Raw genomic sequence first — 14,403 nt, forward strand, 5'->3', positions numbered from 1 at the left:
TATTTCATCCTGTCTTCACTTCAAAAAAAATGAGGAAATATAGTGAAAAGACTTGCTACAATTTTCATATCCATTCAGGCTGTTTTTTGGGACCTAAACCTTAGCCGCAAGGCGAAGCGGACTAAACTGAAACAACTGACACAGTTGCAACGAACCCTCTGGCGAATGAACAGACCTACCGAAGAGGTTATAAAGTTACTTTCTGCTATATATTCTTGGCTAGAAAAAAAAGAAAAATGTCTCATTCTGTCCATTGTAACAGCATCCACTTTAATAAATTTCTCAAGCATAGAAGAATGTGAAATCGTCATTGCTGTCAAACCATTTGACTTTGCAGCTCATGCCTGGGTAGAAGTTGATGGAAAAACAATTCCGCCAAGCGAAGTCATAGCAGATTATAGAGAAATTATACGAATCAGGTTTAACAAAAACGGGAGTATGGTTGTTGCCCAAAATAGGGGCACATCTCATTCAACATAAACCAACGGCAGAAAGCAAGATGAAGTAAAAAAAAATATTTCCGGTAGAGGAGTGGGTTGAGTCTCTCAGAAGTCTCCATGCTGCCCAGTTAAAGGGCACCACAAGAAAATACGAAAGGGACTGGAAATCGGCAATCCGCAAGAAAAAGTTCACTACCTCTAGAAAAAAACTTTTACCCAACGCAATGAAACGACTTGGAATACCTCACCCCATCCGTCGGCTTGCGTTTGTATTATGACTTTGAATACCAGTTCATCAAGATCGCTATATACCTAACGCTCGCCTATATCATGAGGAAGATAGGATAGAGTTCCGGGCGCGTTCAAAAATCTCGATGGCATAATCGAGATCGGATTTGGAGGCGATGTTGAATGAGATACCGAAATTCTTGACTGTCACGTTAGGCAAGTTCGCTCTGCACTCGACGATGTGGAGCGGCGTAAAGTCGGCATGAACATCAACGCGGAAGTGGGTTGCTCTTCTTGATGGGTAAGTATCAAGCCACCAGCGGCCACCGATCGTCATGCGGAGCTTGGCGATACGCGGCCGAAGGGTGGCACCGCACGTGTCAACGTACGCTAAAAATTCATGGACGATTTGTAGAAGTTCCTCGTTTGATTGTAAGGTCTCAACGAACGATGTGAGGGTCATGAACTGTTCTGCAGTGGTGCGATAGGTCCGTTCCTCTTCCTTGACGAGTTTCCCACCTAAGACGGTTTCAGTAGCGACTAAAATTTCGTCTGGGGCATGGTAAGAAAAATAGGAGATATAAGTGAGATCCAACCCAAGCGTGCGTAGATATTCGGCGACTTCCAAAACGCGTGTATCGACCCCTTCCGAGACGAGGACTAATCGCTGCCGTTGATTGAATGCCGAGGGTCGAATATCGCCCGGTTCGTATTCAAAGAATTCACTGTGAAGTGCCGTAAGTGACGAAAACTCTTTACCCTGTTGTTGGCACCATCGATAAGCGAGCTGCTCTAATTCTATGTAAGAGAGCTGAGAAACCCCAGCGGCGTATTCGAGAATCTGGGTGATCGCTGTTCGGGAAGGTTTCCCGCGCTTGAGTTCAATAATTACGCAATTGCCCTGTCGATCAAGTGCCAGCAAGTCAATTTTCTGTTTTGATGTACTCAGCGGGGGTTGTCTGCTGATGACGCAAAGTGGTTCACCAAGGACCAGCGTTGCGTCTTTTTCGAGCAGGTCCTCAAAGTCGCGTTCTGCGCCAAAACGTAAAGGTTCCAGCTTCCCAAATTTCCGATCTTCCCAACGATAAACTTCCATAGTTTTTCTGTGTCTGTAGTGCTTAACGTGTTCCTCTGCTGTCGAGGTCTTCTAACCTCGTTATCTATACGGTCCAGACCAATTATTGATTGTAGGTCCTACAGATTGGCATTTAACCAGCAGATACGTTCGCGGTATTTTTCCATCTCTGCCCTGATCCTATCTTGATGCCAGTTGTTTTTCTCACCTAAGAATTGTGCAATCTCAGACGTGACGTCAAGACCTTGTCCTCGAGTCCAACCGATTCGAGTGCGTCGCCAGAGAAGATCCTCCAACGTTATCGCCATCTCACCCCAACAGGCGTAAAGGAGTTCTGCCTTTGTGAACGGCAGAGACGGCGTAATCGGTTCGGCAAGCGTTGGATCGGCACTGATGAAGTCTTGAATCGCGCGATACCCTTCACCGTACCGTTTAATAAGCCGCGCCGTATCAAGATTCCCGTATGACTCGTGGTTTTGGTCTCTGTTTGACACTTCTCCTACCGCATTAGGTAATGGACAGGTGTCGGTTTTGCAATGACGAGAAACGTTCAAAGACAAAGCAAGACGATTTACCGTTTCTTCTGCTATATGTCGATGTGTCGTGAGTTTCCCGCCGTACAAATACATTACCCCGCTTGGACTTTCTGTGATGAGGTGTTCTCTCGAAACGAATTCGCTTTTTGAAAATCTTCGCTGTTGTTGATTGGCAGCGATAAGCGGACGCGTGCCTGCGTAAGCAGCGATGATAGCATTATTATTGAGCGTTTTTTCAGGAAAAATCCGTTGCGTTTCTGAAAGTAGGTACGCTACTTCGTCGGCTGATGGACGCACCGCCGATAGTTCTTCTTCAGATGTCGTTTCAGTCGTACCGACAATAGAAGTATTATACGCACCGGGCAAAATAAAAATAACGCGTGGTTTGCCGCCCTGTTGTTTTTCTCCCCGTGTGAAGGTGACTAAACCATACATCCCTGAATTGTGTTCTGTTCCACATCTGGGTAAGACGATGTGAACACCTTTTGCGTTCTTCGTTACGAGGCGCGGAACCCCGTCATAACTCGGATCTTTACGCCATACATGGTCGCTCCAGGGACCTGTCGCCGATACAATTTTTCGGGCAGAGATTTCAAAACGGTGTCCAGTGATAACATCTTCAGCGATTATCCTGTAGCCATGGTTGCCGTTATGAGCAGTATCAGGTGGGTTGACGAAATCGAGGAACCGAACATAATTTGTAATAATCGCACCGTGTTGATGGGCATCTTTGAGTGTCACGAGGGTTAATCTCGCGTCGTCAACAATGCTATCCCATAATACAACACAACCTTTTAGAGTACTCGTGGCGATAGATCCGAGGAGTTGTTGAATCTTTTGAGTGTCCCGAATCGCTGTTGATTTTTCTGACTTGTCTGTTTTAGAGAGCGAATTATAGTAGTGCGCAGCGAGTTGCATACCTGTCAACGGATACGGATCACCTTTGTAGCAGAGAAGGGCTAAAGGAATCGGTTTGACAAGGTTCGGCGCGATGCGCAGAAGAATCTCACGTTCTTTACGAGACTGCTTGACGAGATCAATATCGCGTTTCAGGATGTAGCGAAACCCACCGTGGATCAGCTGTGAGGTAGCACTGCTCGTTCCGCTCGCAAAATCCCCTTGTTCAATTAAACCGGCTTTGATGCCTCCATTGAGCGCAAGATCGCGGATGACACCCGCGCCGACGATACCGCCCCCAATAACCAAAACATCCAACGGTTCGGTCTTCAGTGTTTGAATATTCTTAGATCGGGTTCGGGCTGAAAATTCTATGGGCATTTTCTACCCTTAACTTCGGTCATTTATCAAGTGACTGTGTAAGGAGACCTTGCGAATAGCATTCAGAATTCCCGATACAGCACCTGCTACGGGTTTCGTCAACAACGGCAAAAATATCAGTTGAGAACACGCTTTTTCGGTGACAGGCAGATCCCCGGCTGCATAAGTTTCAAACACGCCATCCGCATCGACCGGGCAAAGAGGACCCCGATTGTTCTCGTAGATGTCGAGTCCGTGTGTGAAGAGCGGCAAGGTGTGGAGAAGTGGGTAGGGATTGCTGTTTGTTGGCAGACTACCTGAAAACAGTGGGACACCATCGCCAACAAGGAGTGGATAAGGGTTATTATTTGCCAAGACCCCCTCTTTTCGGAGAGCATCCGCGAATGCTGGGGCTGAGAGTCCGTGCATTTCCGCTGCGTGGTATCGAATCGGGAAGCCATAGAATCCTGCTGATTCACTGCCTTCACAAGTTTCAACAGCCGAAACCCCTGGAATTTCCTGCAATCCTTCCGAGATTTCTTGAATATAGGCGCGACGGTTCGCGTTGAGTTCATCAAGTTTTTTCAGTTGGACGGAAGCGATGCCGATAGCGAGCGGATGTGCACGGAATTTAACGCCGAGTCCCATCGGTGGTAGATACGGATGCCGCAATTCATCTGGTGCTGCGTCGCTTATAGCACTAATCGGACGATTGACCTGACCCAGTAGACACGCACGTTCAAAAATCGCTGTGTCGTTGGTCGCAAGCATCCCGCCTTCACCGCCGCTAACGGGTTTATTGCCTTGCAAACTCCATGCACCCGCCTGACCAATGCTTCCACACGGCGCGCCTTTGTACGAGGCACCGTGCGCGTGAGAGCAGTCTTCGATAACGGCTATTCCGCGCTCGGTGCTGAGTGCCATCAGCGCATCCATATCGCACACATTCCCCCATAGATGGACTGCCACGATTGCTTTGGTGCGTGGCGTGATCCGCTTCCGAACGTCTGCCACATCAATGAGCAGTGTTTTTGGATCCACTTCACAGAAAACCGGTGTCGCCATCAATGCCAACGCCGGTGTAATTGAACCCATCCATGTATACGTTGGGCAGATCACTTCATCCCCGGGACCAACACCGACCCCAAACATCGCGCTCTGTAATGCCGCTGTACCGTTCGTAGTGCTCAATGCGAATCGAGTGTGGTGACGGTCACGCCAGATTTTCTCAAATTCCTGAACAGTTGGAGACGCACCGGAGAGCTCGTTCCGTAAGGTCATTTCATAAACGATCTGTGCTTCTTCTTCTGTAATTTGCTTCCATTCGTCTAACTTCGGATACGGCGCGTCAGGAGATGTCTCAAAGACCGGCGTTCCACCTAAAACGGCGGGAAGATCCTTTGGATTCGTCTTAAGATGCGGCGGTTTTGCGCTGTTCATCTCCATAAAGTTTCCTCGGTGTTTCTTTCTCAAATTGTTTTTAATCTCGCACCCGTGCTATACTATGGTGAATCCAAAGAATAGCTACACACTTTCGCCCAGACCCGGTAGGTGCGGTTTCTAACCGCACCGGCGCAGAATGTACAATTAATTCTAATATCTACCATAAAAGTTGTGTTATAGATGGATTCAATATTAGCCATAATAACATGTTTTAACCGCTTTTGTCAAATTTTAGCAGAGAGATTGAAAAATCTTGAACATCCAAAAGGCACTCGCTTCCCTGTTACAGGGCAGAACATCTCAAATCAAAAATCTGTTTGTTAATTACTGTGGACCGCCCCTCCTCGCCCTCTCTGGGTTTTTTCTCTTGTGTGGCATTGTACTCCAGATACGCGGACAGAGTCCGCTTGAGTTCTACAGTATCATCTTTGTGAGCGCATTTTCAAGCGTTGACGATTTCGGGTATGTGCTCTTTAACGCAACACCGCTGATTTTTACAGGGCTTGCTGTGGCGATTGCCTATAAAAGTGGACTCTTTAATATCGGTTGTGAGGGGCAGCTCTACGTTGGGGCATTTGCTGCTGCTTATGTAGGTATCCACCTAAACCTCCCCGGCTTTTTGCTAATTCCGTTGTGTATCGGCAGTGCCGTGATTGCTGGGGCTGCATGGAGTGCAATCCCGGGTTTCTTAAAAGCGAGATACGGTGCACACGAAGTCATCAACACGATTATGATGAACTTCGTCGCGTTTGCACTCATGAATTACCTCGTTACGTCTGTATATCAAGAACCCGGACAGATGATACCTCAAACACCTCAAATTTATGAAGCGGCGCGACTCCCACGATTGGCATCCCTACTCCCAATTCTACCCCACAGCAATCCGCTGAATTTAAGTTTCTTGCTTGCCTGTGGGTGTGCGATGTGCTGCTATATCTTCTTAACATACACCCGTTGGGGATATGAACTCCGGTTGTTAGGAAACGCGCCAGATGTTGCCGCCTATGGCGGGATTAACCCGCGAACTGTGACCGTCTGGGTAATGGCATTAAGTGGAGCCGTCGCAGGATTAGCCGGAGTCGCTGAGGTGTTAGGATACCGATATCGGTTTTTGGATAACTTCTCATCGGGATGGGGTTTCACGGGTATTGCAGTCGCCCTCTTGGGGAGAAATAATCCTTTTGGTATTTTGGTGGCTGCTGTCTTGTTTGGATTGTTGAATAAAGTCGCCTTAGATATCGAAATTTTGTTGGAGATCCGGCGAGGGTTGTTTCTTGCTGGGCAAGGTGTATTGATTATCTGGTTAGTTTGCACAGAAGGTATTTCGCGGAGAAGGAATTGATGCTTGACTTAATCCCCACCACTTTGCGAATGGCAACACCGTTAGGGTTCGCCGCACTCGGCGGAATTTACTCCGAACGCTCTGGAGTGATTAACCTTGCGCTTGAAGGGATGATGCTCATCGGAGCGTTTGGCTACGTTATCGGAACACAGATTTCAGGTTCAACATGGATCGGGCTGCTCGTCGCGATGGGTTTCGGATTCCTTTTTGCCTTGTTACATGCTATTGCGACTATTACTTTTCGGGCAGAACAAATCGTCACTGGAATCGCAATTAACATTTTGGCGTTAGGCATCACGGAGTTCCTCGTCCCTACGCCTGAACAGGTCGGCGGTCTTCCACAATGGAAGTTACCCTTTATCGGTGCTTATAGTTTTCTCGTCTATCTATTACCCGTATTGATGGTGGTAAGTCATATCTTCTTGTTTAAAACACCGTGGGGTTTGCGGTTGCGTGCCGCCGGTGAATCCACCGAGGCACTCGCAGCAATGAGTCTGAGCCGAACAAAATGGCAATACTTCGGTGTTCTGTTAAGTGGTGTCTTGGCAGCAATTGGTGGGTGTTTTTTGGCATCTGAAGTCCACTATTTTACAAAAGGGATGACAGCAGGACGCGGATATCTCGCCCTCGCGGCGGTAATCTTCGGAAATTGGCGACCTTTGAGCGGGGTCGCAGCGTGCTGCCTCTTTGGGTTCGCGACAGCTTTGGAACTCGCAAACCGATGGGAGGTACCAGTCCAACTTCTACATAGTTTGCCCTATATCTTAACGATGGTTGTCCTCGCTGGATTTGTCGGAAGATCACGCCCACCCGCGAGCTTGGGAAAAATGGACCCTTAACCTCGTGCAGGGATTGGTAGGTGCGGTTTCTAACCGCACGCTTTAAGGTTCACTCTCGTCGTTACCGAGCCTATAGGCATCGGCATGGCGACTATAGTAGCCGTAGGATTTAGCCTGTTTCGGATCAATCATATTGCAAAGCACACCGATCCCTTTCGTTGGAAAGGCTTCTGTCAAATCCCGTATACCCGTGAGTATATCAGCCCGTCGGGTTTTCGTGATGTCAAAAACATAGACGATAACATCGACGATGTTTGCCAGAATCATCGGATCCGCCACAGCGCGGATTGGCGGTGAGTCGATGACGATCACATCATATTCCGATTTTGCGAGTTCCAACCAATGCGTCATCATTTCTGAGTTGAGAAGTTCAATCGGGTTGGGTGGGACAGTGCCACTGGGGACTAAATGCAAATTGGGAATCCCTGTCTGCTTGATTGTTGTGCGCAATATGTCTTCGGCGTTTTCGGCATTTAAGTGGATGAGTGCCTCGCTCAATCCCGGCTTACGTGTATCGACACTGAGCGCAGTCGATTCAGAATGGGAAGTATCTCCAGCGTCCTCAGATTCAAGCGGTTCACCTGTTGGAAAGGTATTGTGCTGCGAGGGTCTTCGCATATCCGCATCTATGAGCAGAACCCTGTTTCCTCTTTGTGCCAGCGCAACAGCAAGGTTAGAGGAAGTCGTACTTTTGCCTTCCCCACGCGTTGCACTCGTGACGAGGACAGTTTGCACAGGGGCACCCGGGTTCAAAAACGGTAACTTCGCTTGTAGGACACGAAACGCCTCCGCTGACCTTGATTGCGGCGCATCGTGAACGATGAGTGGCAGTCGGTAAACTCGACGTTTTTTTATCGACGGGAGGATACCGAGAAAACTTGGCGATTCAGGCATCGCATCAAGGTGCCGCACTGCCTCCTCTAATCGCAGATATGTATCTTTAAAGTAATTTTTTGCGACGGCATAAGTCACACCTAAGAGCATGCCGACAAAAGCCCCCAAAGCGAGGTTAAGTTTGAGGCGAGGCTTCAGCGGCTCTTCGGGCGCGCGCGCCTCGTCCAAAACCTTGATACTTTCCGTGCGTGCTTCGGAGAAAATCTCAGACTCCGTCATTCTCGTCTCTAAAGCGATTACTTGCGCGTTGTAGATTTCAATATCTCGCTTGAGTTGATAGAACTTCAATTGGTCAGGCGACCATTCTCGTAACTCGGTGAGGTGTGCCGCAATTTGGGCGGTGACTTCCGCTTTCTGTTCCTTAAGGCTAATCAGACCTCCCTGCGCCTCATTTACCTTCTCTGAGAGGACTTGGTAGAGCGGATTGTAAGAAGATGTTGTGCTTGTTATCTTTTTTTCTTCTGTAGCGAGCCGTGCCTTTGTTTCCCTGATTTGTTCATCTACAGAGGTGACTTCAGGATGCGTCTCATCGTATTTGCCGAGAAGCGCAGCACGGTCAATTTCATACTGGTTCAGGCTGTCTCGCAATTTCGCATGGGAAGGGTTCTGCGCAACTGTCTCCGAAATTACATCTTCTGATAGTTGTTCTAACTCTTCTTCATAAGAAGCGAGTTTCAATTCAGCGCCCGCTAAAAGGTTAATCAATTCGTGTTCTCTGACTTGGAGTGCCAGAATGATTTGTGCTTGTATGCCGCCTTCCGCGTTTAAAGTAATCTCAGGGTGTTCTTGCTGAAATGCAAATAGCTCCTCTATGGCGTTTGTGAGGCTCGCCTTTGTCTGATTCAGCAGAGTCTGCGGGAACGGTTTTTGCCACCAATCCATCTGTTCAGCTGTTTCTGCTTCCACGACTCCCTGAAATACGGCTGCGATTCTATTGACTAAATTTTGCGCCCGTTCTGGCGTTCGCTGTTTCACAGTGACAGTAATCACGTTTCTATCAAGGACCTCTTCGACCTTTAACTGCTCGTCAATGAGGGTCTTGATGAAGAAATCTTCCCATTCAGTGATCGTAAGCTCCCCTTGTTCTGTAGCATTTGGATCGAGTTCAATATTGAGCAAATTGGCAAACCACACCAGAGATCGCGCCCGATGGACAGGTAACGGTTCAAGTAGTCCTTCCGCTCTCAGCTGCCGGACTGCTGGAGCAACTACAAGGTCGCGCGACTGTAATTGGGCGGCGTAGGCACCTAACGAGGTACCCTTCAATAGTCCAGATAGCGGCAACTGGGCGAGCAAGGTCGAGGCTGGTTGGCTGTCTATCATACGAATCACTGTTTCGGATTGATAAACAGGTGCCGTAAAATCGGTTGCGAGGAATCCCCCAAAAACAGAAAGCACAAAAATGAGAAGGACACTCCACTTGTTCCGAAAGAGGATCCAAAAGTAATCTGATAATCGGATTTCTCTAATTTCTTCAAGGTGTTTATCGGTGGTCTCTCGCATCTCTAACCTTAACCTCTAATCTATCTTGCCAAAATGTTAAAAAGTAGGTTCACAAATGATATAGTAGATGTAATGATTCGCCAATCTAAACGGAGCCGTTCACGGACTCGGAATTGATCTTTCGGGTGTAGATAAATCTCCGACTGCACGAGGTCGAAGTTTATCTCCTCTTCTGTTCCATCCGCCCGCGTTAAAATGCATTTTTTCGGATTCGCTCTGGTTTCGTCAAACCCACCCGCCATGACGATAGCCTCTCTTAAAGGCACGGGTTCAGTAATCACGTATTGCCCCGGTTTCTTCACTGCTCCCGTAACACTTATTTTCGCATCGGCAAGCGGGATGTACAACGTATCCCCAGGGGATAACATAACAGTGGTATCTTCTTCAGACAGATCCACCAAAATCCGTGCTTCACTGGTGATGATTTCTGCGTTGTTCAGATCCGCAAACTCCGATCTCGACCCGCCAGCGAGATTCAGCACCTGAATCGCTGGTACTTCCGGGACTGTTATACGATAGACACCCGGGGAGGTCACGGCACCTATAACGCGCACAGACCGCTGTTGATAAATGGAAGGAACAAAGATAGTATCGTGATCTTCTAAAGGAATATCGGGACCGCCATCGTCAATCAGTTGGAGATAATCAACCTTTTGGTGAAGCTTCCCATCACGCCAGATATAAATGTTCTTGAGATCGGCGGTTTCATAGATGATGTCTGCCGATGCCAACGCTTGGAGCAGATAAACTTGTCCGACTTCAAAGACATGCAGATTTCCTCGACCACGCATCGTAACCGCGCCGAAAACGAGAATCGTACGCTTCGGTTCCATGAGGGTCACAAACACACGCGCCGTCGGAAGTTGTGCTGAAAAAGCAGACTGCATCTCGGCTTGAAGCTCGGAAACAGTGAGACCCGTCACCTTGATGAGTCCAATAAGCGGATAGGAAACATAACCGTCTTGTTGAATTGGCACTGGAATCCTGTCCATACTATATTCCGGATAGCCATCAACGGTAACGACAAAACTATCCCCGATCTGCAATCTGTATGTGGACAATTGCTCTGAAGGATTTTGAGCTTTGGGTGTCGTTTCTGTATGAGTAGTAGGGTTATCGGGAGGAGAGTCTTCCGCAAAAAGCGACACAGGGGAACCAATTTGTATAATTAGCAGAAACAGAGCGAACTTGCTAAGAGTCCGTTTTAGATACCTGCGAATGTCACTCAAAAGATGCCCGCGTAAAGGAAGTATGTTCATAAAAAATTACTGTTGACCTTTTCCAAAATATTTTCGTTTTTCGATGCTTTTTAGACGCGTAGGCCTTATTAATTCTTTGCACGCAAGCCACGGTCTGAAAGCATACATCCTATATTTTAGCAGCTATATGGCAGAAATGCAAAGGAAAATCATGTATATTGTTTATCCCTAACTTTCGTTTTTAGTTACAAACCACATCGTTTTTCTTCAAAAAAAGAGAGTATTGTTCAACTTAACGATGTTGACGCATCAATACTCTCTTTTAACTGATTATTTTGTTACTTATGCTCGCGTGGAACGCACATTCATCAGGAAGAGTCTACTTTATGATAAGCATTTTCCGCATCAATGAGACCTCATCTGCTTGGAGTTGATAGAAATAGATACCACTTGCAACTGGTTCACCTAAACTGTTACGACCATCCCAATAGGCGGCACGATGTCGCACAGTGTAATAGCCTCGGGGCTGGTATCCCAATTCTAAGCGACGAACGACTGTCCCACGCGGGTCGTAAATAAGAATCTGTACGTTTGTGTCAGTTGCTAACTGATAGGGTATCCATGTCTCCGGATTAAACGGATTTGGATAATTTGCGAAGAGTTGAGTCGTTTCGAGGTTCGTTGACCCGGCCACTGCGTGGCGTGGTGCAGCCGGAGCTATTACGGGTTTTATGCCTAGGGTAAAGTCTCCTGGTGTATCTAAGCCTGTAACAACAGTTTGAATCTTTGAATTCTTGAGGTTCAGACGCTGGATTCTTCCGCCGGAATCTGTCCAGTACAACTTACCATCTACACTGTCAGCGGCAATGCCAAAGGGAACGCTCCGTATTGAGATGATCTCTTCAACTTTTGTGCCGTCAAGATTCGCACGTTTGATCCTCCCTTTCTTCGCGTCTATCTTTTCTGTCCAATAGATCTTACCGTTGACGACGGACATACGTCCGGGTGCCACCACGGCTGAAACGAGTTCTTCCCGATTTTTCCCGTTAAAGTTGGCGCGCCAGAGACCGTCTTGTTCAGCGTAATACAGTTTACCCCCCGCCACATCCAAATCAATGGCTTCCGGCGAATTTAGGTTCTGAATTAAGTTTTTAACCGCCTTCCCGTTGAAGTTCGCGCGCCGGATCCGCCCCAGCGAATCTGTCCAATAGAGTTTCCGACCGGTCGCGTCAATAGCGAGATCCAGCGGAACGCCTGTTTGGAGCGATGCCAGCGTCTCAAGGTGAGAGCCGTCAAGGTTTGCTCGATAGATTTTTCCAGATGTATCGCCTGTTTGCGCCGTGAAATAGACTTTACCGTTTCCCGCATCTACAGCAACGCTCGTGATATGCTCAACACTCGGCACCAGGGTCTCAACGTCTTCCCCTACGAGCCGCTGCAGCCTCCCCGGGGTCGGGGCGACCCAGTACATAGGCGGACGCCGAGCGGCAGCCACGAGCACCTGTGTGCCACCTTGTGCCCCGGGTGAACCGTGACTCGGAGGTTGTAAGTTGATCTGTCCATTTGATGCTGTCCAACTGCTCGCAAGACTGCCATTGGGGACATTTCCTGTCTCATAAGAGATTTCTCGGCGCATAGAGACGGGCGGTTGGTCCCGCACTGTGCCGCTGCTCAGCCCCGGCAAACGCCAAGAGACCTGGGATCGAGCTGAGGCATTACGCGCTCTATCTATCACCCGCCATCCCGCATAGTGTTCTGTTTTCGGGATTACCTCTCTGTCCAAGTATTTGCCCGTGGCCAGCAAGGCGTAACGATTTGCCTGAAGGGTGATGCGTTTCCGCGGGGCGTAAAACTCTACCCACAGGTTGTCCGCTGGTGTTCCGTGCCGTCCCCACATAATTTCACTCATGACGAGATCCCCGAACTCCAGTTTGGTCCCCGGATGTGCAATCAGTTCAAGCGTGCCCCCGAAACCTTCTGTTCTGAAGTTATCGAGCGTTTCGTTAACGCGTTCTAACAATCCACCGAAACCGCCCTGGCCTTCACTCTCTTTAGGGGGTTTCGTAATCACAGGATTCGCGTTGATAAACGCCTGCCAATTCTGATAGATGATCTTCACCTTCCCTGCAATAGAACGATCGCGATCGCGACTAAACACAGCAAATTGACCACGGTTCAAGGGCATCGGTTCCGTTACGGTCAGTGGGACGTTTACAGTTATGGGATTAGAACCCAGAATCAATGTGTCTAAGTTTCTTAATCCTTCAAGCGAACGGACGCTCCGAATCTGATTGCCTCGGAGATCTAAGATCGCTAAGTTTCGTAGGGTTGCGAGGGGCTTGACATCACTGATGGAATTCCACTGCAACCGTAACTTCGTAAGATTTTTCAAACCAGAAAGTGGGCTCACATCCTTAATCGCGTTGGTACTGAGATCTAACCGTGTGAGATTCGTCAAACCTTTCAGGGGTGCCACATTGCTAATCTTGTTATCCCAAAAATATAATTCTGTGAGATTTCTCAATCCCGCCAAGGGCTTAATATTACGAATCGCATTACCGCCAAGATGTAGCCACGTAAGATTTTTTAGAGCGGCGAGAGGCATCACATCACTAATTGTAGTGTAAAAGAGACCTAAACGTGTGAGATTTGTCAATCCCATAAGGGGTTTGATATCGCTAATCGCATTGCCACCGAGATATAACGTCGTTAGATTTTTCAAAGTGGCGAGGGAGCTTATATCACTGATCTGGTTTTCTCCGATAGCTAAGAAGGTTAGATTTTTCAGACCTGTGAGGGGGCTGATATCACTGATCTCATTACGCCAAATCAGTAAATCCTTTAAGTTTATTGCGTGTTCGAGTCCGGTGAGGCTGATTATCCCGCGATTGTCACCGTCCAGGAATTCCAAACGTTCCATATCCGCTTGTGTAAGAGTGCCACTTCTTTTCCCGAGGACATTGCGTACAGCCGCTTCTAAATTTGCATCAGGAATGTTCACGTTCTGCGCGGCAGCAACATTCAGCCAACTGCTGAACATAATTGTGAGAAGCGCGAGACAAATGTAAAAAACTTTCTTCAATTTTGAATACCTCCTTAGGTATTTAGGTAGATTTGATATGCAGGTTTGGAGAATTTGTCCAAAATCCGGCATGGTTAGACAGAGATAACATGTCCCGGGTAAACCGTAATGCAACAAAAATAGCCCGCAACGCGACACTCCGTTCAAGACGAAGGGCGTGCTGGCGCGCAGAATGCAGCACAGCGACAATTACTAATACTACATTGTGAAAATATTGCTTAATACTTGTAAAGTGGGGGGGGGGGGGTTAACTGATCGTTAGCAGCGGAGATCGTTGATGAAAAAGTAGAGTGGGCGTGCACAAAAACCGGACATACACCGTGAGTTTCATGTGTACGTAAAAGCACTTTTGTGGTATAAAAATTCCTAACTTCGTTCTGCATTCTTGTTCTATTGGATTCAATTTTAAAGTTACGGAAACTGCGCGGGCAGCATTTTTCCGCTATACACACTCTTATTAACGAAGATCATAGAATGAATAACAAATTTAGTCAACTAAGGTTTTTGAGATTAGGTAGTGTTTACATTTTTTTAGCAGTAATGAGTATAGCTGCGAAATGCACGA

Annotated in this window: 9 protein-coding genes; 3 read left to right on the forward strand and 6 right to left on the reverse strand. The window is 47.8% G+C overall.

Annotation, left to right across the window (positions count from 1 at the left end):
* The first annotated feature begins 42 nt into the window (after positions 1–42).
* On the forward strand, positions 43–480 hold the full coding sequence (locus tag OXN25_02690) for a lasso peptide biosynthesis B2 protein (protein ID MDE0423758.1): 438 nt from the start codon (positions 43–45) through the stop codon (positions 478–480).
* A gap of 288 nt (positions 481–768) precedes the next feature.
* On the opposite strand, the gene OXN25_02695 is transcribed toward OXN25_02690, so the two are convergent.
* The 3 genes from OXN25_02695 to OXN25_02705 all read right to left on the reverse strand — a co-directional run bounded on the left by OXN25_02695 (position 769) and on the right by OXN25_02705 (position 4,976).
* Positions 769–1,764: an endonuclease NucS gene (locus OXN25_02695; protein ID MDE0423759.1), complete on the reverse strand. Its 996-nt coding sequence runs from the start codon at positions 1,762–1,764 to the stop codon at positions 769–771.
* A gap of 98 nt (positions 1,765–1,862) precedes the next feature.
* A complete protein-coding gene (locus OXN25_02700) occupies positions 1,863–3,557 on the reverse strand; it encodes a glycerol-3-phosphate dehydrogenase/oxidase (GenBank protein ID MDE0423760.1) in 1,695 nt (564 codons plus the stop codon).
* Positions 3,558–3,566: 9 nt separating this feature from the next.
* Positions 3,567–4,976 (reverse strand): DegT/DnrJ/EryC1/StrS family aminotransferase, encoded by a 1,410-nt coding sequence (locus tag OXN25_02705; GenBank protein ID MDE0423761.1) that lies wholly within the window; start codon positions 4,974–4,976, stop codon positions 3,567–3,569.
* Between the two features lie 256 nt (positions 4,977–5,232).
* On the opposite strand from OXN25_02705, the gene OXN25_02710 reads away from it, so the two are divergent.
* Both OXN25_02710 and OXN25_02715 read left to right on the forward strand, forming a co-directional pair.
* On the forward strand, positions 5,233–6,321 hold the full coding sequence (locus OXN25_02710; GenBank protein MDE0423762.1) for an ABC transporter permease: 1,089 nt from the start codon (positions 5,233–5,235) through the stop codon (positions 6,319–6,321).
* Entirely contained in the window at positions 6,321–7,160 is an 840-nt protein-coding gene (locus tag OXN25_02715; protein MDE0423763.1) for an ABC transporter permease, read from the forward strand. The genes OXN25_02710 and OXN25_02715 overlap by 1 nt, the downstream gene beginning before the upstream one ends.
* 42 nt (positions 7,161–7,202) lie before the next feature.
* On the opposite strand, the gene OXN25_02720 is transcribed toward OXN25_02715, so the two are convergent.
* The 3 genes from OXN25_02720 to OXN25_02730 form a co-directional block, all read right to left on the reverse strand.
* Positions 7,203–9,557 carry an AAA family ATPase gene (locus OXN25_02720; protein ID MDE0423764.1) on the reverse strand — a complete coding sequence of 785 codons (2,355 nt, stop codon included), beginning with the start codon at positions 9,555–9,557 and terminating at the stop codon, positions 7,203–7,205.
* Positions 9,558–9,577: 20 nt separating this feature from the next.
* Entirely contained in the window at positions 9,578–10,816 is a 1,239-nt protein-coding gene (locus OXN25_02725) for an SLBB domain-containing protein (GenBank protein MDE0423765.1), read from the reverse strand.
* Positions 10,817–11,135: 319 nt separating this feature from the next.
* The gene (locus tag OXN25_02730; protein ID MDE0423766.1) at positions 11,136–13,838 is read right to left on the reverse strand and encodes a leucine-rich repeat domain-containing protein; all 2,703 of its coding nucleotides are present in this window, start codon (positions 13,836–13,838) and stop codon (positions 11,136–11,138) included.
* Positions 13,839–14,403: the final 565 nt, after the last annotated feature.

Source organism: Candidatus Poribacteria bacterium (assembly GCA_028820845.1).
Taxonomy (GTDB): domain Bacteria; phylum Poribacteria; class WGA-4E; order WGA-4E; family WGA-3G; genus WGA-3G.